Here is a 23,426-nt window from a genome sequence, read left to right as displayed (position 1 = left end):
CACTTTTTTGTATCATGCAATATCCCTTAGTACTGAAGGAATTTGAAAAAGAATTAAGCTTATATATACCTGATCCTTTATTGATTAAACCAACTTACGAGAAATTACTTTTAGAGAATCCAACCATCTTGTTTCCTTATTGGGCAAAAGTTTGGCCTTCTGCAATAGCAATGAGTATATTTCTTCAACAGCATCCAGATTTAATCATCAATAAAACAGTTATTGAAATAGGAGCAGGAATTGGTTTACCTTCTTTTTCTATTGTGCATCAGGTATCGGGAATAACCATTACAGATTATGATTCTGATGCAATTGAGTTGTTGCAAAAAAATATTGCTCATATTAGCAATGAAAAAATTTCAGCCATATATGCAGATTGGAATTTTTTTCCTACCACAATTTGCTCCGATGTGGTTTTATTGAGTGATACCAATTATGCTCCTGTTGATTTTGAACCTTTAGTAAAGCTAATTCAACAATTTCTGCAAAAAGGAGTCACCATTATTATAGCATCACCTGCGCGTATTACTGCAAGCCCATTTATTGACCAACTAGAATTGTATATCAATCAAAAGGAATTGATAGAAGTGAATCATAATTGTGAAAGGATATTGATTGGTTTATTTGTATTGAAACAAAATAGGAAATAGAAAAGTTACTAAAAATGCCCAAATAGAATAATAGGGAATAAAGCCTGCAATGATTAGCCCCACTTTTTCTACTGACTCCTTTTTTGATACTACTTGGTATAATTTCAATGAAACCAATATCAGATTGATAAAAATAAGTAGGTTAGCTCCTAAAACTGCTACCCTATTCGGTGTTATGCCAAATTCGGATAATCTAAATAATATAGCAGAGAGCGCAATCCCGTTTACGACAACTGTTAAGGTGGAAAGCATAAAAAGTGTCAGTACGATCATTTTATTTGATTCATTTTTTGTTGCTTCAGTTACAGAGAATAAAATGATAGCCATCACACCAATAAGTAAAACATTAAAAATGAGTAAAAAATTTCTATCGCTATAAATATTCTTTCCTGTATATAATAGGGTTATTAAAAATGCTAGTACTGTTATGAAAACCAATGGTGTAAATATTTTAGCTATAACAGGTGAAATTTTATTTACTAAACTAGGATTCGTTTGTACTAAATATGTTGCAATTAAGGGAATAGAAGACAATCCCCAAATTGCCACATAATTAAAATAGAATTCCTCAATTTTAACTTCAATTAAATTGAATAGTCCTAGCGTGATTCCAGAAAATATTCCTCCGGCTAATACTAGCAGTGCACTCATGACGAGGAAATCTCCATTGAATTTTAAGTAATCAATTTTCAAAGAATTATTTTTTATATCTCCCCCAATAAAAGTATAGCCTATAACAGCCCACAAGAATATAGGCAAGTGTATACAAGCCAAAATGAGTGAATTATTTGATTCGATTTTTGGTATAATGTTTATATACAAAGCTGATACGAAAATCAATATCAATGGTATTGCTATTTGCTTAAGCGCTAAATGGTTTTTTCTTGAAAAGAATATAACTAGAAAAGGCGCTACAATAAATGAACAGTTTCTTGCATAATATTCATCTTCAATCAATCCAAATAAATTAGGAATCTTTGCAATGAAACCGGCAATAATTGATGCAGCTCCCAGAAATAATACATCCTCTTTCTTGATGGTCAATCCAATGCCATTCCTTTTTCTATTTAGTCGTTCATGCCAAATTTGTACAGATAAGTGATGACTAAATTTTTTATTTACTTCTTCAAATGAATAAATAAACCTTTTTTTATCACTTTGATAAAGTTGCTCTAAAGCAATTGGGTTTTCTAGATTATCAATTATAGCTTTAGTGATAATATTATATTCCATTTGATAAATTTTAAAGTGTTTGTTTTATTAGCTTTTCTAATGCCTGTATATGTAAGCTGAATGCTTTTTTCCCTTTACTTGTAATAGCGTAGGTAGTATTTGGTTTTTTGCCAATAAATTGTTTTTTGATATTGATGTATTCTAATTTTTCTAAGGCAGTTATATGACTGGCGATATTTCCATCAGTAATTTGAAGCTGCTCTTTAAGTGTAGCAAAATTGACTGAATCTACTACCATAAGAATAGACATAATGCCTAGCCTAACTCTACTTTCAAACGCTTTATTTAATGCTTCAATGCTATTTTTCACTTTTCGTATTTAATGTAGATGAACGATCCATAAAGAATATGTAATAATCCAAATCCTATTGCCCATATTAGTAAGGCATAATCTATATAAACAGATGCGACTAGACCAAGTATAATCATTAATACGCCTAAATACTTTATATCATCATGTGTATATTTACTGGCATTTAAAAGTGCTAAACCATAAAAAAGAATAGTTGCTGGAATAATTAAAGCAATATGGTTTTGGATAAATAATATTACACAGTAAATTCCACCTGCAAACATTGGAATAAGAAAATGAATCATCATTCTTTTACTAGTGTGATCCCATATTTGCTCCCCTTTTTTAATTGCATTTTTATTTGATAACCATATTGCAGTCAAAAATGACACCAATAATACAATTCCAAAATTGAGCGCGATAATATTAAAAATTTTGGTATTGATGATTCCATTTGGAGCTAGAACTGATAAGTAAGATGTTTGTCCAAAAGGAGATATCTCAAGAAGGTTATAACTGATTCCAATCGAAAGTAATGCAAAAAATCCCACTACTACGCCAGCAAAACCACTAAGTGCTGAAAATTTTGAAGAGCGCTCCATCAACTTTTTAATGTCTTGGATTGCATCTAGATGCGCTTGTTGTTGATTCATTTTAATTATTTTAAAAGTACTTTGAAATACAAAGTAAAAGATAATCTTTAATTTAAACAAATAAAAATTAGTTAAGAAAGAGAATAAATTCAGTTGCTGTAACTTTGTGCAGAATCTTATTTATATAATACAGATTCTATATTTGCAAATCTTAGTAGGTAAAATGCAATTGTATTGTTTATGAATTTATACATGTTTTTCAAAACAGCAATTGTTATATTTAGAGAGCTTAGGGCTCAAAAAAAATACATAAATGATGTTGTTGAACCATACTTAAATGAATTAGAAGTAAGGCATAATGGCTTATTTAGTAAATACCAACGATTTAAGATAACCAGTTCCTACTGTTTATATGTTCCCGTTATTGTTTGTTATAGTGTTAGTAGATTAATAAGTAAACCAATAACTCAACAACAAAGAAGATCAGCAACAATGATGGGTTTAATAACACCATTGTATGATGATTTATTAGATGAGCTAAATTTAACACCAAGCCAAATTGAGCAGCTAACAATCGCTCCTGAAAACTATCAGAGCGATGTTTTCTTAGTTAATGCAGTTAAAGAAATTGGTATTGATTTGAATAATAGCGCTTTCGATAAAGCTGCCTATTTAAAAGTTTCTAGAGATGTTTTACAAGTTCAGATAGAAACTATTCAGCAGTTTAATCCGACAATCTCAAGTGCTGAATTGCAGCAAGTAACCTGGGATAAGGCAATGATTTCCTTTGTATTTTATTATACCCATCTTTTCGGTACTCCTACCAAAGAAATGAGTGATGCTTTGTATGAAGTAGCAGGATTGCAACAGTTTTGTAACGACTTGTTTGATATGTATAAAGACTGCCAAGGGAAAAGTTATACACTAGCAAATACCTGTCAAAATTTTACTCAATTAAAAAGCTTCTTTATTGAAAAAAATAAAGCGCTATTTCAAAAAGTATCTGCTCTTCCCTATCCAAAGAAGGATAAGGAGTATTTTATGATAAGAATGTTATTGATTATATGTAGTGGCTTAGTTGCAATTAATTATATGATCAAACTAGAAAAGATAAAAGGTAAACCAGTAAATTGGTTTGAATTAGCACGAAAGGAATTAATCATTGATATGGAAAAACCCAAGAACCTGATTTTGTGGTTTTTTAGTTTATGGAAATTGATGCGGCTTTATCAAAAAACTGCTCCTCAAATTAAATAGGATATCACTTCTAACTTGATTCCGAATTTTTAAACTGAATCATTTTTAAATTAGATTTAATTATCGAATATTCATAACTTGAATATTATGACAGCTGAATTGATTTTGCCCATATCCCCTGAATCAAGTCACGAAGCTTATTTAAAAGCGGATAAAGAATATGCAGAATTCGTCAATAAATGGATTAACTCAAAAATAGAAATAGTCCAAGAAATTTTTTCAACATCTTTTTTTGAACCTACCAAAAATAGCTGTACTAACCCAGAGGTTCTTGCAATTAAAATCACTAATATACTTACACAGCGTGTTTTTAATTTCCAATCTAAAAAAAATTTGAGTTCACTAATTCCTAAGGTCTGTCAAAATCTTGTCAGCCAAATACTAAAAGGGACTCCTATTCAATTTTTTCTTTTGTATAACGGAGGTTATCGTGCTTCATCATTTCCTGATAAACTCTCACTTATTTTTGAACCAGATCAAACAGAATTGATGCTATTATATCAGATAGCGCTATTAAATAAAAAAATATCATTAATATATGAACCTGGTATCGAATTTTTTATTGTAGTAAACAATGGTGTAGCACATTGGGTAAATGATATTCCTCTTGGTTCTACTGAAAATTATGCAAACCATTTTAGAAGAATAATTGAATTAGTAGGAGCAGAAGGTACAATACGCTTGCTGCTTCAGTCTGAACTTGCAGGATTCAACCCAACGTTTTCTTTTGAACCAATTAAATTTTATCCTTTGTTATCTGAAAAAGAGCATGGTATTGTTGAACGATTTCTTGGTCGTACATGCACTAGTGAAGAAGCAATCCATCGAGCTTCACTTTATACAATCGCAGAAGAACAATGGGGTAGACATTTAACATCTATTGTTCAAAATCATGAAGCCATCCTGTTACGACAAGTAGCGCATCCAGAAATGCTTTCTTTTCGTCCTTTTCCTGGTGGTGCTATCCGAACTCAGAATGGAAGCTTTGGATTTCAACAGCTAAAAAATACACTAAGACCTAAGCTAATCACCTCTGAAAGTGTAAAGCAATATGGCCTAAAATATGTACTTTACCATTTTCCATGGGCCTTTAATAATAAGTTTGTAAATACTGTTGAGTTAACTAATGAGTAACGATTTGATTTGGCATAAATCTATTTTTTCTCCTCCTGAAGACGACAAAATTTTTGAATCATTACCCAATTCTCTAGCAAAAATTGCTTCATTATTGCCAGATTCCACAGCAGTAATATGCAATGGAAAAAAGTATAGCTTCAATGATTTAGCTTGTCGTTCTGCAGGACTTGCGGATGAAATAAATGAGGCTACCCAATTACCAGGTCCAGTTGCATTAGTTCAATCGATTAGCTTTGATGTAATAGCAGCATGGTTTGCATGTGCTATCGCTGGGAGAGCTTTCATTTTGCTTGAACCCGACCACCCTCCTGCACGTTTGTTTGAACTAATCGAAAATGCAAACTGTGCATTAGTTTTAGGTGATTCTAAAACTATTAAGGTTCTTTCGAATTTGCCGAAGCTGAATCTCTTAATCTCTGATGGTCGAATGGGTAAGTTGTTAATCGATAAAGGACTCTCATTCGAAGAACCTGCTATGATTTTTCCTACCTCTGGTTCATCGGGTAAACCTAAACTCATTACTTATTCTGCTACAACTATTCAGGTAAAGGTTCAAAGCTCGATTAAGCTTATGCGTGTACCTAAAGAAGCAAAAGTATTGATTGCGGGTTCACATGGTAATTATGGTTTCCTCCATCATGCGCTTGTGTTTTTGTTATCAGGGGGTTCTATTTGCCTTGAAGATGTAAAGGTAAGAGGCTTTACTGCTATCATTCAAGCCATCAATCATCTAGGAGTAAGACATATAAGGTTCACTCCATCTATGTTTCGTAAACTTGCTGCATTACCTCAAGCGATTGATGCATTAAGACGTTTAGACGGAGTTCGGTTTTCTGGTGAACCACTTCTTGCAAATGACCTAAGGCTTGCACATTCGGTTTTAAAGCCTGAATGTCTAATACAGAATGTTTACGGAAGTACTGAAAGTGCACTATTCATTTGGAGCAGTAATAATGATAAAATGCAATTAACAGAACCAACTGTTCCTATTGGATGGGTATATCCACTAGCTTCATATGCTATTCGGCCAATAGAAGGTGAACAATGGCAGGCTACTGTAGGTGAACTTTTAATAAAATCTACTTTTCACGCATTGGGTGATTTCAAAAATGGGACAATTGATCAGGAACGGTTCTCTGAATTTGCAGGAAGTAAAAATGAACGGATTTATAAAACGGGAGATATAGTAGAAAAGCTACCTGATGGTAGTTTAATTCACTTAGGTCGTATTGGAAGAATGGTTAAAATTCGCGGACATCGAGTCTTTTTAACTGAAGTCGAGAATCATTTACAAACTATACCTGGGATTACCGGTGCAGCGATAGTTGATCGTACAGAAAGAGATGGCGTAGTGCTTTATGGTTTTATAACAATTAATGATACAAATATTACAGTTGATTTTGCAAGGAATTGGCTTAAAGAACGTTTACCAGATTTTATGCTTCCAAAAAGCATTGAAATTATATCTGAAATTCCTTTGTTGATAGGTGGAAAAGTTGATTACTTAACATTGATCAAAAATATTCAATCGTTCCATACTCAAACCAATTTGAATACCACGGCTGTGGATGACTTTACGCGTTTAACACAACTTTGGGACTCTATATTATGGGAAGGAGCTCATACACATGATGCAGACTTTCTTGCACTCGGAGGTGATTCCATCAGTCTGATGATTTTATCAGTTGAAATAGAGCGAATCTTTGGAAGAAGTTTGCCAATAGAGTCGTTTCGTATTAAAAGTACTTTACAGAACCTTGCGGCTATTTTAGAAATTGAAAGCCCTCAGAGCGCTATTGTTAAGAATGAATTTTTAAGAGTAAAGCAAGTTTTACCGAATGTTGAATCATCCAAGGGTATTGTGCTAGCCATGCCAGGTGTTGGAGGTTGGGCACCTGCCTTGCGTTATAGAGAAGCAGGGTTCTTCCAAGACCATGATTTATGGGTAGCAGATTACTTAATTAACAAGGGATCTATGCTTCAATTCCAAAGATGGTGGAAGGCTGCACTTGAAATCGTTAAAAGTATTCGGGATGGATCAATACCTCAACCACGGGTAATAATTGGTTTCTCATTTGGTGGTGGATTGGCATGGCTAGTGAGTCGTCTTTTGGCTGGATCACCTCAGTGTCCACAATTCGTTATAATGGTGGATGCTCCTCCATTACATCGAATTAGAACTTTTCGAATTCCCGCTCTCATTAAAGCATTGGCTCAGGTTCCACCCACACAACTACCACCAGTACTTCACATAAGGAGGGCGCCTTTACCAAAATTTGGTGTTGGTGGAAGTATTGATTCATGGGAATCAGATGATAATATTCAAATGTTAGTAGATCTTCCCACGGTTAATCATTCCGAAATGGTAATTAAGAATATGCTGATGCTCGCAACAGAAGCTGTCAGTTTGTTTCTTAATCAAGCGCATACCATCAATCCTTGGAAACCTAAATTACAGCCCCCTGATATTCTTGGTGTGCATATTTATACAGCTATTCATGGTAACCAAACTTCATTGATAAAGGTTATGGATGAATTTAAGAATACTCCAAATAAATTTAATATTGAACATTTGATTACACTAATCTTTGTGATGTATATAAGGAATGACAATGAAAAAGCTAAAGAATTAATCTGTCATATAATAAAGGAATGGCCAAATGCAAAGACCGCTCAATACTTATATCGTCGTATGCAGCGTAATCCAAATATGCTTCTCTCCAAAAATATACCTACATTTTACCCTTTAAATCTTGCATGTTTTGAGACCAGCTTAGCTAATTCACAGAAAGTATTTGATCATGCAATACCACGTTCAATCAAGCTGCTGTGTATGGCATATGATGTAGTTTTTTCTATCCTTTCAGCACAATGGGTTAGATGGAAATTTAAAATTTCACCCCGACGGTAACAAAGAAATTCCTTGGTTCAGCAACCATTAGTCCAGGACCAGGATAACCGCCTGCACGTCTAGTGAAATATTTCTCTCCAAAAAGATTATTAATACCTGATTTTAAGAAGAACTTTTCATTGAATTTATAAGTACCACTTAGATCAACCAGATTATACGAGGGAATTAATCCATTAACTCCATTTGCAGTAGGTGTTATGGTATTATTAGCATCACTAAAGGCTTCTGAAACATAGCTGTATTGAGCAGTAATGGTCAATGCTTTTTTTGTATAAGTCATACCAGCTCTTATGATATTTTCAGGAGCATTCTCCACGCGTTTATTTTTCATATTTGTTTCTACAAGATTATTCCCTTGTCTGCTAATAACCTTAAAATCTTCGTACCGGGCTTGGATATAAGCAATTGATGTAAATAAGGTAATATGACCAAATTGATTATTTTTCATCCATGCTTTAGTAGGACTAAATTCAACCAATGCTTCAACCCCCATGCTTCTGCTATCCCCAACATTTGTCCTAAAATTATAGAAACTACCATCGGTCCTTTGTTGTGCAATTAATCCAATCCGATTATTGTACTGAAGAATATACCCACTTACATCAAAAAATAAATAATCTTTTATGCGACCACGATAACCTAAATCAATATTATAACCTTTTGCATCTGCTAGGTTTTGATCAATGATGTCTGTTGTTGGATTAGCAGTTAAATCACTGAATAAAGCAGGACGATAGGATTGTGAATAGTTGGCATAGATTTCTGTCATACCAATATGATATTCTGCACCAATACCAGGAAGAATAAATTGACGTCTCCTATTTTCATTACCAACTTTCACTTCTGTATCTCCAGTAAGATTTATCCTGCCATTGGCTGTGTTACGAATATGCTCCACACGTAAACCAGGAATTAGAATAAAATTTTTACCAATCTTGAAAATATTTTCAGCAAAAAAAGCAGTATTCTCTGTAAGGAATGCTAAGTCAGTTGGATAAGGTGCTAAGGTATTCAGATTATACTCAAATCCTGTATCTCCTCTGCCATTTTGAAAGCGATATGTCTTTCCACGGAAATAACGAATACCTGCGGACAATGTTTGTTTTGTTTTGCCTAAATTATAATCAAGGATATAGCGAGCTTCAGCACCTAAGTTTCTATATTGATCAATATCTACTCTTCTGTTATTGTATTGCAGTGTTGATGCGTTGATGGTATCCGCTACATTGGGCGCTTGCATAAACCCAATGCTGTTTCTATCTCCAGACATGGCAAATGCTTTAATATTCAATCTGCTATTCTCGTTGATTTTATAGTCAAGATTTAGCGCAGCCATATTCCACTTTACTTCAAACCAATTTCTACTACGTATGCTTCTGTAAGCGTCTTGACTAAATTGTGCGTCCGTTAATCCACCTGGTTGTTGACTTAGATAGTCAAAATGGGTGAATTCGAATCCTAGCTTAAGTTTTTTAGAAAGCTTCCAAGAATAATTGGCAAAAGCTGTATTCACTTTAAAGCCGCTATTCTCTCGGAATCCGTTTCCTTTTCTATGATCCCAAAATGCATAATAATGCGATTTTTCATTTTGTCCACCAATAGCATTGTATGAGTTAAATAATCCAAAACTACCTGCTGTTTGCTGTGATTCATATTGAAAAGGTTTTTTAATATCACTACCGTCTTTCAAAATAAAATTTACTAAGCCGCCAAATTGAGGTCCATATTGCAAACTACCTGCCCCTCTAACTACTTCTAATCTTTGAACAGAATTCAATTGAGGAGTATAATACGCTTCAGGATAACCAAATGGATCACTACTAATATCATATCCATTTTGGCGAACATTGAATTCCCAACTCCTGTTAGGACTAAGACCACGAGCAGCTATACCAATTTGAATACCACTTGGGTCACTTTCCCAAATATGTATCCCTGGCACTTTAGCCATCACCTGACGCATGGTATTAGTGACCACATTGCCTTGGACATTATCCATTACAATCAGAGAATTCTTCTTTCCTGCATTAATATTGGTTCCAACAACTTCAGGTAGAAAGTGAATATCAGCATTTGAATTTCTACCAACGAGCGTTATTTCTGGTAAATATTTAGGAGCAAAAAAGCCAGTATCCTTTATTTTAGTAGTATCCTGAGCTGAAACAATGTTAAAACAGTTAATCAACAACAATCCAAATACAATCTTCTTCATTTCAAAAACTTTAGGGCCGCAAGTTGGCCCTAATATGTATTTGGCTGTTTATGAATATGGAAAACAGATTAACGAAATCAGGAAAAATAATTCTTCAATATTTTTCCCGATTCTGATACTTACCTATTTAATCAACTTTTAGTTTCGCCGAAAGTTAAATGTATGGCTACTGTATCTAAGTCAATGCGTGTTTATCACCGATATCTAGGATTTTTTCTTGCAGGCATCATGGCCATCTATTCAATCAGTGGCATTATACTTATATTCAGAAATACAGATTTTTTAAAGAATACAATACAAAAAGTAGAAAGGGTAGCGCCTAATTTAAACGAAGAAGCGCTTGGGAAAGCCATAAAGATTAAGAATTTGAAAGTTATTAAAAGTTCAAACAATCAACTTTTTTTTAAAGAAGGTAGTTATGATATTCAAACAGGCGTTGCAAAGTTCACTGTAAAGGAATTGCCTTACTTAATAGGGAAAATGAATAATTTTCACAAAGCAAATACAACACATCCACTGTTTTATTTAAACATTTTCTTCGGCTGTTCATTGATGTTCTTCGTGATTTCTACATTTTGGATGTTTGCACCTGGCACAAAAATTTTTAAAAAAGGGATTATGTTTACGATTGTAGGGATTATATTAACTCTTGTGCTTTTGTTTGTATAATTGATAAAGTCAATAAGTATACGAGCGGCAAATCTAGAATCGAACACTTAACGTCTCTCCATCGGAAATGCGTTGCTCTATCAGCTTTTTTCCATTTTCTGAAATCGTTATTTTTATTTTTCCTTCTATGCGTTGTACAATGATATCAAAATCATGACCAAATGCATGTATTTTTCTCAAATTCATACTAGACCAGATGGAGGGAAGTCGCGGCGTACAATCAAAACTTTGTAAACCCGTTGGTCTTATACCAAATAAGCCTTCTGTAAATATTCTACAATATAAACCGCTCTCAGCTGAAAGATGTCGTTGGTTTCCTTCGGGAAAGGCTTCTACTGGATAAGGTACATGATTGCCAAGTAAACGACGATTTGAATAGTAGTGTAGAAAACGTAGTGCCTGATCGGTTTCACCCGCTGCCAGTACTCCTCGCAATGCATACAGTGTTGATCTATCCCAAAATATTTTATCTCCTGCAATACTGGCCAGTCCATCCTTAGTCCACAATTTTGACGAGAACAATGCACGAATGGTTTCAGCACTACGATCGTAAATACCCATCGTAAGTGGAACACAAATCCAAGCCCTTAGGGTGTCGTTTTCTTTATAATATTTGTAGGTGTCAAATCCATCAATTTTAGCGCCGAAATATTTTTCAATGGCGATTTTTAATTTTGCAGCTTCGGTCTGATACAATTTCAATTGACTTTTTTCTTTACCGATACTTTCGCCAAGATAAGCAGCAGAGATTAATGCATCATAGTATAATGTAGAAGTAGAAAGATTGGCATTACCCGCAGGAAGTCTACCTTCCAACTCATCCGAATCTGAACTTACTACACCTGCTGCATTTAATTTTCGTTTGCAATATTCAAGACACCATTCTATCAGAGACCATAACTGTGCCGCTTGTTTTTGATCACCACACGCGAGTGCATAACGCGCCGCACCATACGCTATCATCGCTCCATCACCACGATCTCCGGCACCATTCCAAATATCAGTTCCTTCAGCTATAATAGAGCTTGGTATAGGTTGATACCTAGGATTCATGAATTTTCCAAAATGCTGATAGGCATTGAGCGAAGCTTTATTGCCATAATCATAACCCAGAAAAGGAAAGAAAGGTCCAATGTATTCTGCCTGATCGTTTGCCCAGATAGCAGCATAATAAGATTCTCCTCCAGGCCCGTGCATAGGGCCACCCTTGGTTTCAAAAATACTTTCAGCTGCTCTTATTTTTGCAAATGCAAATTCTCTGTTTAAAACGGTATCTGGAGTTTCCAAAACCAAATTATTCCATACCTGTTGCACAAATGTTAATCGCTTGGTCATTTCATGATTCGCATCTATCTGCGGGGCTTGCTCATTTAATTTTGCACCTGAATATATAAGGGAAAAGCTAACAGACTCATTGGGTTGAAGTTGATAAGAACCTCCATTATACCAGTTAACCTGTAAAGCATAAGCACCTTCCGTTCCCATTTTAGGGTCAGTTTGATAAATGCTATTCGACTTTGGAATTTCTACTACACATTTTTTTCCTGAAATATTTTTGATCCGATAAACTTCACAATAAATAGGCAGATCTGTTGAAGGAAAATATTGTCTAGTTAGTTCAAGCGTATTGGATACGCTAGAGTTAACGGTTAGTATGCCGTTCAGGCTAATGCTGGTTACTTTTTCAGCGGTAATGGGTCGATAGTTTACCGTTACCATTTCAAAAGCGTCCTGTGCAAAACGGCGAGTAAGACTGGCGTGTGTATTATTTGGAATAGTTCTGAGCATAGGCCAGACCAAGCTACGACTGGCGTGGAAAGAGCTGTCGGAAGCAACACCATACCTAAGTACACAAGAAATTTTCTTACCGCTCATCTCAATATGATCGTCGTGTGGAATATGATTGCCAATAAACCACTCAATTGAACCGTCTGAATTCATGCGCCAGCGGCGATCGTCTTGAGAGAAAGCAGGAAAAGTAATCGATAGAAGCAGAATAAAAAAAAAATTACGTACCATATTCATAAGTTCGAAGCATGTCATCAATTTCGAGTCCCTGTTGGCCATTCAAACATTAGGCTTTCATTTTCTTTTATAATGACATTAGATTTAAGTTCTTTAATCAAATTTTTTCCAAGTATAATTTTTTTTAATTCTAAACTTCCATTTTTTACAGAAATATTTGCCTGATAACCTTTGCCTTTCTTTAAGATAGTACACATCCCCCAAGCACTTCCATTTGACCAAAAATAGTTACCAGGTGTATTAGTGAATGTGATGGATTGATCAACAGCCGAAAAATTAAAACCACTCTGTTGAATAATTCCTGACCATGATGCCATTGCTCTTGCATAGTGATGTCCGCATTCTGCTTCATTAAAAGGATTTCTTTTTTGACCATCGTAGCGATCACGAATATTTTTAATAACATCAAGTCCTTCTTGCTGCATTCCTTCATACAAAAGACCAATCGCCGCTGTATATTCAAATCCAGTCATTACCTCAGACCAGTAAGGAAAAGGAATTGCAGGACGTCCCCCATTGGGCCAACTGGCCATAAGTAATGCTTTTTCATTTCCCATTGCAAAAGAGCGCATATTGTTGAAATGCTCAAACATCGTTTCCCGCTTATTATATTTCAAGATGCTTTGTAAAGTGGTCTTTACATTTTCTTCTTTAACTAAGTACCCCAGACCTAAAACATGGGCTATGTACTGCCCTACTAACTGATCCACTAAACAACCTGTGGACAGCTGATAATCGGGCTTATCAATTTGCTTGCTACCCATTCCTGCCATTTGTCCTTTGGGGATGAAAGCTTTGCTTACAGGCGTTTGGATTTTTTGAATATAATATTCTCCATTAAACAAGTTTTCATCGGTCCACTTAGAACCATTTTGAAATAGTGTCCTACATTTTTTTGCAAAAGATTCATCTTTTAAATAAATCGCCATTTCTTCCCCTGCTCTTAATGCCCCGAGATACCAAAGTTGCATTTGAGGGTTAGGACCAAAATATTCAACATCCATAGTATTGTGCTGAACGCCTTCCATCACTCCATCCTGATTTCCATCCCAACCGTTTTCAATCCAGGCATAAGACAAAGCTGCTTTAACTTTTGGCCAATGTTTAGTCAAAAAGTCCTTATCACCAGAAAGCTGCCATTCACGGTAAAATTTCATGATGGTTCCCATTTGCCCATCTGCAGCTGCTACATTAATTCCAGAAGAAGATGCTACCAATGGAAGATTGGTTCTAAAACCCATATGCCCGCTTTCTTTCATGGCATAATCAAATTCAACCACACGCATTGTTTTGGCTAAACTATTAAACAGATAAGGTGTGGCTTGTTCGTAATTCCAAACATGCGTACACGAACCCTTGCAGGAACCAAATCTGTCCATCACTCCTTCCCATCCAAACATTTTTCCGTCTTCAGTGCGAAATACTGTTTGTGAACGGAGTGTGCTTAAATTGAATAAAGAAGCTTCTTTGATTACATCAGGATAGCTGCTACTCATAAAAGAGTTTACAAAATCAATTGTTTTCTGTGTTAAAGTGGGTAATCGATCAATTTCTTTTTCCATTACATTCCAGGCATCTGCATATTGTGTTGTATAGTAGTTTCCCACTTTTGATTTTGACCATGCAAATCGGTTAGGGAAATGCCATGTTAAATAAAAGGTGAATGTTTTTTTCTCACCAGCTTTGATTGTCTTTGAAACAGCCAATGAAGCCATCGGGTCATGATCAATCAGTTTCATTTTTTCCGTAAGCATTCCATCTGCAGAGAAATCATCCCAAAAGTCAAGCAAAGCATTTCCCCAATCATTTTGCGCAGAACTTGTTCTGTAGGTAATTTTTCCGTTTTCTTCAATAGGGGTAGTAAGCGCCATTGTTCCCCAAGCAGGAGATGCTTTATCAACTCCATCTGAATACATATAAACACCCGAAAATTGCTTACCAGTGCGATAAAGATTTTTGTTTTCTTTTGCTCCAATTGGAATATAATCACCTTTCCAATCCGAAGTATGTTCACTACCGTCTTTACCTATAAAATTCCTGATGTTTCCAGCAATTGATATATCAATGGCTTCATCGCTGATGTTCTCCACTTCGTATTTTATTATAGCAATAGGAATTCCAGAAGCATCGGCATTTCCAGGTATAAAAGGGTTATAGCCAACTAGTTTAATTTTAACGGGCATGGTGCTATCAGATAAAGCTACCATACCAAAAGGATAAGTAGATTCAAATGAAGCATTTCTGAACCTAGGTAATCCGTGATGATTTACAGAACGACCTTCGTAATGTTGATAGTCAGCAAAATGTATTGGTCCTAAAAGAGCCTTTGACTTGGGAGTTTCATTTTTTTTCTTGGAGTAGATAGAAAAAAACGGAGCGTCATTACCAGTGGTTACAGTACTATAATTTTTGGCGGGAACATTCATGATTTCCCAGTCCCTGAATTCTCCACTTCCCCCCAGCGATACTGTTCCAGTACCAATGCCACCAATTGGCATTGCAATACGATAAAGATGCTCCTTATCATATTTTTTCAAAATAGGTATGCTTTCACTTAACTGTTTCTGCTGGGCTTTTAAAAAAACTGGTAAAATCAATACTATGTTCAAGAAAATGGTTGACAGGATTTGGATTGGATACCAAGAATTTCTTTGTTTCATTTTGTAATTAGTTTTGCTCTTAAGTCTTTTTCGGCTTCTGCATTCCAATAACCGCATTCTAACTGAAAGAAAACAGAAGTGTAGGGTAATGCCATATCTGTTTTTATGACCAACACATTAAACAGTTTTGCAGAAGCATCTATTTCTTGAATGATATCTTCATGCAACATACTTTTTACGGGCTTACCTTGAAATATTTTATTAAGTTTAGTTTTATAGGATTCGATACCAATAGCGTCCTTTTCATGAATAAAGGCCATTTCTTTATCTATAATAATATTAGCATCAACATGTTTAGCTTTTTCAATTAACTGCAAAACAAACTGAACTGCTTCTATGTGATCGGCATCAATCTTTATCGTTTTAATTGATTGGTTACTTTGTTGCGGGTAGGCACCGTCTGAAATTACGATCCAATTTCTATGCCCATAAAGATTTAATGTGCCCTCGACCTCAGATTTCCAATCCTTTACTACTGACTTTGAAACACTATTATGTTTTTCTTGACCTGGGGTAGAACAAGATAATAATGCACTCAAAATAATAAATAGTGATAAGCTGTTACTCATGATTTCAGTTATTAATGTGCTATTATTAAATTCCCCTTTTTAACTGAATTTACAAGTAATATTTCGTTTAAGTTTTCTCCCTTCCGGTTTTTGACTTACTTGTACCTAGTATTTGATTTGTATGCTCCCCATGTATAAAAAAATAACTGTGGAAAGATTGATTTTCTAATTTCTATTGTACCATAACCTGTTATTTGTGCTGAAACGTATAATCTAACACAGATACTTCAGCTTTTATATTATTTAGTAGCAGCGGAAACTAAATCCACATCCGTTAACTCTAAAGACAAAACCATATCCTTAACTGTTTCCTTATATTTCTTAAAATGTGGGGTTAAGATATGAGATTGATATGCGTCAAGATTTGCATAAACTTCTAAAATCGTGATTAATGTGGGATCTTTTTTATCAGCAACTGCAGTATAAGATAATACACCTGATTCTAATTTAATTGCAGCATTCATCTGCTCTTTTAATGCAAATGTATATTTGTCTAATTGACTAGCATCTACCTTGATTTTCGCAATTCTGTACATTTTATTTTTGTCTTGTGCATTTGAATGAGTATTAATCAGGATCAATAGACCTAAAAATAATGTAGAGAGTATCATTTGTTTCATAGTAAAAAAGGTTACACTTTAAAATTATAACCTTTTTAAGATGAAAGGTTCACCCGGTGCTACAATTTTGATGCGTTCCAGATTTACGCTGAGCTAATTTAGTCGTATTTATGATAGACAGTTTATAACACGTGAGTTTGTCAATAAAGATGCTAACCTGCTGAATTCCAATCCCACAAAACAATATCCCATGCAGAACCACCATACATCAATTCATTGATGACTTGAAATCCTCTTTTCTTGTGCGCTTTAAGAGAACGAGCATTTGCTTGTGCAATATCCGTGATGAGGTAAGTAAATTCTTTCGAAAGACAATCTCTGAAATGTCCATATAGTTTTTGCACTAGGTCTTGTCCTCTGTATTCTTTTGCTACACACAATTGCCCAACAACTACATAGTTAACATCCCTTAGAAGTTTTCCATTGTATTCAGATTCATCAATGGCGTCAAAAAGGCCTTCAACAAGGTCGTGCCCATTTCTAATATCTTTTGTTGCAACCAAGGCATAACCAACCACTTTGTCGCCAACTTTTGCAATGATGGAAGGAGAAACTGCATTCATTTCCTGCAAATATTTGATCGTAAAGGCGGCAGTAAGGAAACCCTGGTCAATGGCTTCTTCAGAAGTTATATTCTGCTTTAAATTCAATGCTTGTAAATCTCTGATGCCAATTATTTCGCTTGGGCTTGAAACTCTTGTTATTTCAATTTTTGTAGTATTCATATACAAGGAAATTAATGAGTTAAATCTCTTCAATTATTGAAGTGCCGGATGAAAAATCACCTGAAGTCCATTGCCAAGTTTCGTGTAAACGAATTTTACCATTAACTAATATTTCGGGTTTTGAAAAACACTTGCCGGTCATCATTTCGTTATTGATATTGATTTGATGATAGCATATTTCAATACATCCCTCTTCATTAACAAGCCCGATTAGATGACCGTAAATTATTTTACCTCCTTTATATTCAGCAGAAACAATATTACCCTCTTGTTTGTAATAAAACAGGGTTTCTGAGGATGTTTCCCCGTTATCTGTATTTTGAATAGGTCGAAATGACTTATGATTGTAGTTAATCATTCTGTTTTTCAGGTTTTTCATAAATTATGGAAAAACTAAAATAAGCATTTCCCATAACTGACTGATTGCTTAGTATTTTATGCTCCCCTCACACACGAAAGATGCAGCTATAATGTAATGATTGAGTATGTTACTATTAGGAAACTGAAGGGTTGAACTATCCCAATTTTTTCAAAATCGTTAATCCCTCTTCCCAATTCGTATACCCAGAAGATGTATTTATGTGCCCGGCATCGCCAATGTTAATAAATTCACTGCCCCAATTTTCTGCAAAATATTTTGCTCTCTCTAAAGAAACCCAAATATCATTTGAACTAGCTACAACAATAGAATTGAAATTTAATTTATCAAGTGGAATAGGTGAAAATCCTTTTGTCGGGAAAGTATAATTTGTTGCTTCAAGGTCACTCGGAGCTACTAGCAATGCCCCTTTAATATTTCTTTTATACTTGGCAGACCAATGTGCAATAGTTGAACATCCTAAACTATGTCCAATTAAAACAACAGATGATAAGTCATACGAGGTTACCATATTATCTATATTTTGAATCCAATCTTCACAGGTTGGGGTATCCCAATCGGCCTGTTGAATTCGGAAAAAATTGGGAGCGGAGTTTTGGAAATAAGTTTGCCAATGTTCTGGACCAGAATTCCCCAGACCAGGAACAATTAAATAGTTTGTCATATTTAAGTAGGTGAATTGATTTATTTGAAATCCATCTCTAATAATAAAGATATTGAGTTGTAGCTTTCGAAAAATACAAGCTTCTAAAAACCAAAAGATGCAACTAGCCTAACGCATTGATAGACAAAGAAAAAGCCATCATTGCTGATGGCTTGTCTAGTTTCGCTCCCCCTTCAGGACTTGAACCTGAGACCCTCTGATTAACAGTCAGATGCTCTAACCAACTGAGCTAAGGAGGAATTTCCCCTTTCGGGGTTGCAAAAATAGGGGATTATCTATACTTTCAAAAAAAATCCAGAAAAAACTTAGTAAAAAGGCACAATCTATAACTTACAAAGCCAAAATGACCCCTCAAAAACTCATTTTTACAGGGGAAGTTGATTTTTGTATCATGCTTTCATATAAATTAACCCCCTATGTTCAAAGGAATGCTCATCAAAATATTATGTATAATAATATTAATCATTTCAACAATTCAAGCAGAAGCGCAAAAAGACAGTTTTTTAATCAAACTCAAAAATCATCCTCAACAAGATAGTTTTCGCGTAGAATTATTAATAGATGCTTGTGTTAATGCAGTTTTTTCTGCTGATAGTTCAGTACTTAAAATGGCTTTAGAAGCTGAAGCCATTTCCAGTAAAATAAAGTATGAATTAGGCAAAATTAGGTCACTGAATAGTATTGGTAATTATTATTACCAGCGTTCCGCTTATGTTCAAGCAATCAATTATTATATTAAAGCTTTGAAGCTTGCTGAAAAACGCAAGGATTTAGATAATATCATTATTGGTAAAAGTAATTTAGCTAACGTATATAATCGTCTTAATAAAACTGCTGAATCAATACAATTATTTAAGGAATGTAACAGCTTATTACTTAGTAGAGGAGATTCTTTAACACAAAAACGTGCTGCAATCTTGACGAATATGGCAACAGCTTATGCAAGTATTAAAATGCACGATACTGCTGCCTTTTATTATGAACAGGTTTATGAGATCTGTACATTAGAAGATATCACATTTGGTATTGCTATCACTTTGTCTAACTTAGGAAGTGAATATTATGAGTTGAATAAGCACAATAAAGCAATTCAAGTTCTCGAAAAAGCGGATATTATCGTTAATAAAATGGGGTATGATTTTTTAAAAGCAAGCGTTTATAAAAGCCTCGGGAAAAATTATATAGCTATTAACCAAAAAGAAAAAGGCATAAAATATTTACAAAAGGCAGTTAGTATTGCAAGGGAAAATAAAGACGCTAACAATGCAATAGAGTCCTATGAATTTTTGCATAAAGTATACGCTAATTTAAATGATTATTATAATGCTTACAGCAATGCACTTCAATATCATTCTTTGAAAGATAGTATTTATAATTTAGAGAAAGATAAAACCATTTTTGAATTAAATACCCAATACCAAACGGAGAAAAAGGAACAAACTATTTCTTTACTAAAAAAAGAAAATCAGGTAAAAGCCTTAGAAAATAAGCAAAAAAACTATTTAATATTAGGAATAGTTGGGCTACTCCTTATAGGTTCATTTACAAGTTTTTTATTTTTCACTCGTTTTCGGATACAGCAACAGAATAAATTGTTAGCGGCAAAAGTTACTTCTGTTGAATTCGAAAAAGATAAAACTAGAATGGAACTCACTGCACTAAAAAGTCAAATGAATCCACACTTTATATTTAATGCTTTAAACAGTATTCAAGAGTTTATTATTTTAAATGACAAGAAAAAAGCGAATCAATTCATGGGAAAGTACGCCGATTTAGTACGAAGTACTTTAGATATGAGTGATAAAGAAAGTATCACGCTTGAAGAGGAAGTAAAAACGCTTGAATTATATCTAGAATTAGAAAAACTAAGGTTTGAAGATCATTTTAATTATGATATAGCGGTATCAAAAGAGATACTCGATAAAAACTATAAGCTACCAGCAATGCTTATACAACCCTATGTTGAAAATGCAATAAAGCATGGGTTACTTCATAAACAAGGATCAAAAAATGTGTCCATTCAATTTAATATTGATTCAATTGATCAATCAATCATTAACTGTATCATTGAAGATAATGGTGTTGGAAGAATTAGGTCAGCCGAAATAAATGAAATGAGAGTAAAAAAGCATACTAGTTTTTCAACTGGAGCTACTCAAAAGCGCCTAGAGCTTTTAAATAAAGGAAAAGAAAATTCTATTGTTGTAGAATATGCGGATTTAAAAGATTCTTTTGAACAAGCAGTTGGAACAAGGGTTACTTTAAGAATAGCCACCATTCAAACAGAACTTTTAGCTTAAAAAGCTATTTAAAAACTAAAAATTACTATTTACAAATCGGTTTTGTAGTTCATTTGTCCATTATCGAAGTTTGTGTAATCAATTTTATTTCCATCAGTTGGTATAAAGTAATAGCAGATATTGGTTTGGATAGTGGTAATGGGGGGCATTAATCACTATCCACCAATCTGCTTATTTTAATTATCAGAACAAATTCCTGTTTTTACCAGTCTGCTTTTTTATATTTATATGATATGGAAGAATCAAAAATCAAAGCAATAATTGTAGATGATGAAGGGAGGGCAAGGAGAATATTAGAAAATTTTATTACAGAGTATTGCCCAGAAATTTCGCTTGTTGCTATTGTTGAAGATGTTCCTCAAGCTGTAAAAGCAATCAAAAAATATGAACCGGAATTGGTATTCTTAGATATTGAAATGCCTGGTTACAATGGCTTTCAATTATTAGAATTTTTTGAAGAAGTAAATTTTGAAATCATATTTACTACCGCCTATAGTGAATTTGCCTTAAAAGCTTTTCAGGTAAGTGCAATAGATTATTTATTAAAACCAATTCAGATTGACCAATTGGTAAATTCAATCGCTAAGTTTAAAAAAATCAGAACCAACTCTTTAATAAAAGAGAGAATAGAAACTTTACAAAGCAATCTTAACGAAAAGAAGATTAATAAAATAGTAGTTCCACTCAGTGAAGGAAGTTTGTTTTTAGAATTATCTGATATTGTTTATTTAAAGGCCGAGGGTAGTTATGTCAATTTTTATTTAAAAGATGGAACTAAAATTCTAGCTAGTAAAAATATTAAAGACTATGAGCAACAATTATCCGATAAAGAAGGTTTTTTTCGAGTTCACAGGAGCTATTTAATCAATACTATTTTTATTACAAGTATTTCTGCTGATAACCATACTGCTATTTTACAACAACAAACTGAAATAGCTATTGCACGTGATCGAAAACAAGATTTTCTACATTTTCTAAAACAACGAATCAGCTAAAATCCAAGAAAGCTTTTTTTAAACCCTATAAAAACTCCTTCTTCGGAATTTTTCACTGGATAAGTCCTTAAGAAATATCCCTCACCGCTTGTGTTTCGGCCATTTTGAATAGAGAAGCGATACCGATGAAGCGGGCAAACTACGTTCCCAGCAAGGTCAATAAATCCATCAGCCATAATCCCACTTGCATGCGGACATTTATGGGCAAAGGCAAAAATCTGTTCATCTTTTAAAGCCAATGTGATTTTTTTTCCATCTGCTTCTACTATGCACATCTGATTGCTTTGCCAAACAAGTTCGCTGGCATAATCAGCAACCTTAATCCAATTGAATGATGCTTCTTCCAATTAATAAAGCATTGTTTTGTAAGGATAGCGAATGCTATACATTTCTCTTACCTTCTCTAGTATAATGTCTCTAAGGGCGTCTAAATTTTGTTTTTCAGTTGCAGACACAAACACACAATTCCCATTAGTAGCTAAATCCCACTTGTCTTTTAGATCTCTTAAGATTTCTTCTTTAACGGAATCTTCGAGCCATTCGTCAAAATTCTTCTGCACATACAAATCCATTTTATTAAAAATAGTGAGCATGGGCTTTTCAAAAGCTTTTAACTCTTGTAAGGTTTTATTGACTACCCCAATTTGTTCTTCGTACTGAGGATGAGAAACATCTACAACATGTAATAATATATCAGCTTCTCTCACTTCATCTAATGTGCTTTTAAAGCTTTCAACCAGATGATGAGGTAATTTCCGAATAAAGCCTACTGTATCACTTAGCAAGAAAGGAGTATTCTCAAAAACCACTTTTCGTGTAGTAGTATCAAGGGTTGCAAATAACTTATTTTCAGCAAATACTTCGCTTTTGCTTAAAACAGTCATTAACGTGCTTTTACCAACGTTGGTATAGCCTACTAATGCAACTCGAATAAATTCACCACGTTCTTTGCGTTGAGTAAAAGACTGTTTGTCAATCTCACTCAAACGTTTACGAAGTAAAGAAATTTTATCTTTTACAATACGTCTATCTGTTTCAATTTCAGTTTCACCTGGTCCCCTAGTACCAATACCTCCTCCTTGTCTTTCTAAGTGTTTCCACATTCCCTTTAACCTAGGCAACAAATATTGATATTGAGCTAATTCTACTTGCACTTTAGCTTGCGCTGTTCTAGCTCTTCGGGCAAATATGTCTAGGATTAAATCGCTTCGGTCAATGGTTTTAACATTTAACTCCTTCTCAATATTGGAGATTTGAGAACCAGTTAATTCATCATCGAATATGACAAGGGTAATATTTTTACCGTTTACATATTGTTTGATTTCCTCTAGCTTACCTTTTCCTACAAAGGTTCTACTATCCGGATGAGCCAGCTTCTGTGTAAAGCGTTTTACTGCAATCGCACCAGCAGTTTCAGATAAAAATGCTAATTCGTCTAGGTACTCTTCTGCCTGCTCGTTGGTCTGATCCTTTAAGATTACACCAACTAGTACTGCTTTCTCCTCAATGGAGATGAGTTGTTTTTTCTCTATCAA

At 34.3% G+C, this 23,426-nt stretch carries 20 protein-coding genes and 1 tRNA gene; 7 read left to right on the top strand and 14 right to left on the bottom strand.

What is annotated here, in order from left to right:
* The first annotated feature begins 14 nt into the window (after positions 1-14).
* Positions 15-650 (top strand): class I SAM-dependent methyltransferase, encoded by a 636-nt coding sequence (locus ACTIEI_RS02550; RefSeq protein WP_439504709.1) that lies wholly within the window; start codon positions 15-17, stop codon positions 648-650.
* Here the strand turns inward: ACTIEI_RS02550 and ACTIEI_RS02545 are convergent.
* Genes ACTIEI_RS02545 through ACTIEI_RS02535 form a run of 3 tightly spaced genes read right to left on the bottom strand, consistent with a single transcriptional unit; the run spans position 621 to position 2,828 of the window.
* Positions 621-1,883, bottom strand: a complete 1,263-nt coding sequence (locus ACTIEI_RS02545) for a hypothetical protein (RefSeq protein WP_439504708.1) — start codon at positions 1,881-1,883, stop codon at positions 621-623. The two genes, ACTIEI_RS02550 and ACTIEI_RS02545, sit on opposite strands and share 30 nt — an antisense overlap.
* Before the next feature lie 10 nt (positions 1,884-1,893).
* A complete protein-coding gene (locus ACTIEI_RS02540) occupies positions 1,894-2,193 on the bottom strand; it encodes a winged helix-turn-helix domain-containing protein (protein WP_439504707.1) in 300 nt (99 codons plus the stop codon).
* Positions 2,190-2,828: a hypothetical protein gene (locus ACTIEI_RS02535; protein WP_439504706.1), complete on the bottom strand. Its 639-nt coding sequence runs from the start codon at positions 2,826-2,828 to the stop codon at positions 2,190-2,192. The genes ACTIEI_RS02540 and ACTIEI_RS02535 overlap by 4 nt, the downstream gene beginning before the upstream one ends.
* Before the next feature lie 180 nt (positions 2,829-3,008).
* Between ACTIEI_RS02535 and ACTIEI_RS02530 the strand changes: the two genes are divergently transcribed.
* The 3 genes from ACTIEI_RS02530 (at position 3,009) to ACTIEI_RS02520 (ending at position 8,073) form a co-directional block, all read left to right on the top strand.
* Positions 3,009-4,025 carry a hypothetical protein gene (locus tag ACTIEI_RS02530; protein WP_439504705.1) on the top strand — a complete coding sequence of 339 codons (1,017 nt, stop codon included), beginning with the start codon at positions 3,009-3,011 and terminating at the stop codon, positions 4,023-4,025.
* A gap of 87 nt (positions 4,026-4,112) precedes the next feature.
* The gene (locus ACTIEI_RS02525; protein WP_439504704.1) at positions 4,113-5,159 is read left to right on the top strand and encodes a hypothetical protein; all 1,047 of its coding nucleotides are present in this window, start codon (positions 4,113-4,115) and stop codon (positions 5,157-5,159) included.
* Complete coding sequence (locus ACTIEI_RS02520) at positions 5,152-8,073, top strand: AMP-binding protein (protein ID WP_439504703.1); 2,922 nt, start codon at positions 5,152-5,154, stop codon at positions 8,071-8,073. The genes ACTIEI_RS02525 and ACTIEI_RS02520 overlap by 8 nt, the downstream gene beginning before the upstream one ends.
* Here the strand turns inward: ACTIEI_RS02520 and ACTIEI_RS02515 are convergent.
* A complete protein-coding gene (locus tag ACTIEI_RS02515) occupies positions 8,051-10,285 on the bottom strand; it encodes a TonB-dependent receptor family protein (RefSeq protein WP_439504702.1) in 2,235 nt (744 codons plus the stop codon). The genes ACTIEI_RS02520 and ACTIEI_RS02515 overlap by 23 nt on opposite strands.
* A gap of 162 nt (positions 10,286-10,447) precedes the next feature.
* Here ACTIEI_RS02515 and ACTIEI_RS02510 point away from each other — a divergent pair, with 162 nt between their 5' ends.
* Positions 10,448-10,954 (top strand): hypothetical protein, encoded by a 507-nt coding sequence (locus ACTIEI_RS02510; protein ID WP_439504701.1) that lies wholly within the window; start codon positions 10,448-10,450, stop codon positions 10,952-10,954.
* Positions 10,955-10,987: 33 nt separating this feature from the next.
* Here the strand turns inward: ACTIEI_RS02510 and ACTIEI_RS02505 are convergent, their stop codons facing one another.
* The 8 genes from ACTIEI_RS02505 to ACTIEI_RS02470 all read right to left on the bottom strand — a co-directional run bounded on the left by ACTIEI_RS02505 (position 10,988) and on the right by ACTIEI_RS02470 (position 18,835).
* Complete coding sequence (locus tag ACTIEI_RS02505; protein WP_439504700.1) at positions 10,988-12,973, bottom strand: hypothetical protein; 1,986 nt, start codon at positions 12,971-12,973, stop codon at positions 10,988-10,990.
* A 23-nt stretch (positions 12,974-12,996) separates the two neighbouring features.
* Positions 12,997-15,639 (bottom strand): GH116 family glycosyl-hydrolase, encoded by a 2,643-nt coding sequence (locus ACTIEI_RS02500; RefSeq protein WP_439504699.1) that lies wholly within the window; start codon positions 15,637-15,639, stop codon positions 12,997-12,999.
* The gene (locus ACTIEI_RS02495) at positions 15,636-16,208 is read right to left on the bottom strand and encodes an RbsD/FucU domain-containing protein (protein ID WP_439504698.1); all 573 of its coding nucleotides are present in this window, start codon (positions 16,206-16,208) and stop codon (positions 15,636-15,638) included. The genes ACTIEI_RS02500 and ACTIEI_RS02495 overlap by 4 nt, the downstream gene beginning before the upstream one ends.
* Before the next feature lie 239 nt (positions 16,209-16,447).
* Positions 16,448-16,828 carry a putative quinol monooxygenase gene (locus tag ACTIEI_RS02490; RefSeq protein ID WP_439504697.1) on the bottom strand — a complete coding sequence of 127 codons (381 nt, stop codon included), beginning with the start codon at positions 16,826-16,828 and terminating at the stop codon, positions 16,448-16,450.
* A gap of 152 nt (positions 16,829-16,980) precedes the next feature.
* Positions 16,981-17,553: a GNAT family N-acetyltransferase gene (locus ACTIEI_RS02485; RefSeq protein WP_439504696.1), complete on the bottom strand. Its 573-nt coding sequence runs from the start codon at positions 17,551-17,553 to the stop codon at positions 16,981-16,983.
* Between the two features lie 19 nt (positions 17,554-17,572).
* Positions 17,573-17,932 carry a hypothetical protein gene (locus ACTIEI_RS02480; RefSeq protein WP_439504695.1) on the bottom strand — a complete coding sequence of 120 codons (360 nt, stop codon included), beginning with the start codon at positions 17,930-17,932 and terminating at the stop codon, positions 17,573-17,575.
* A gap of 136 nt (positions 17,933-18,068) precedes the next feature.
* On the bottom strand, positions 18,069-18,596 hold the full coding sequence (locus ACTIEI_RS02475) for an RBBP9/YdeN family alpha/beta hydrolase (protein ID WP_439504694.1): 528 nt from the start codon (positions 18,594-18,596) through the stop codon (positions 18,069-18,071).
* Positions 18,597-18,761: 165 nt separating this feature from the next.
* A tRNA-Asn gene (locus ACTIEI_RS02470) sits at positions 18,762-18,835 on the bottom strand.
* Positions 18,836-19,012: 177 nt separating this feature from the next.
* Between ACTIEI_RS02470 and ACTIEI_RS02465 the strand changes: the two genes are divergently transcribed.
* Both ACTIEI_RS02465 and ACTIEI_RS02460 read left to right on the top strand, forming a co-directional pair.
* On the top strand, positions 19,013-20,896 hold the full coding sequence (locus ACTIEI_RS02465) for a tetratricopeptide repeat-containing sensor histidine kinase (RefSeq protein ID WP_439504693.1): 1,884 nt from the start codon (positions 19,013-19,015) through the stop codon (positions 20,894-20,896).
* A 233-nt stretch (positions 20,897-21,129) separates the two neighbouring features.
* Positions 21,130-21,891, top strand: a complete 762-nt coding sequence (locus ACTIEI_RS02460; protein ID WP_439504692.1) for a LytR/AlgR family response regulator transcription factor — start codon at positions 21,130-21,132, stop codon at positions 21,889-21,891.
* Here the strand turns inward: ACTIEI_RS02460 and ACTIEI_RS02455 are convergent.
* Together ACTIEI_RS02455 and hflX are read right to left on the bottom strand one after the other, a co-directional pair.
* A complete protein-coding gene (locus ACTIEI_RS02455; protein WP_439504691.1) occupies positions 21,888-22,238 on the bottom strand; it encodes a Rieske (2Fe-2S) protein in 351 nt (116 codons plus the stop codon). The two genes, ACTIEI_RS02460 and ACTIEI_RS02455, sit on opposite strands and share 4 nt — an antisense overlap.
* Positions 22,239-23,426, bottom strand: coding sequence for a GTPase HflX (hflX, locus tag ACTIEI_RS02450; protein WP_439504690.1), 1,188 nt, complete (start codon positions 23,424-23,426; stop codon positions 22,239-22,241).

It is taken from the genome of Sediminibacterium sp. (assembly GCF_051860225.1).
Lineage (GTDB): Bacteria > Bacteroidota > Bacteroidia > Chitinophagales > Chitinophagaceae > Sediminibacterium.
The sequence above is the reverse complement of the archived record's forward strand: the minus strand, read 5'-3'. Positions and strand labels throughout refer to the sequence as shown.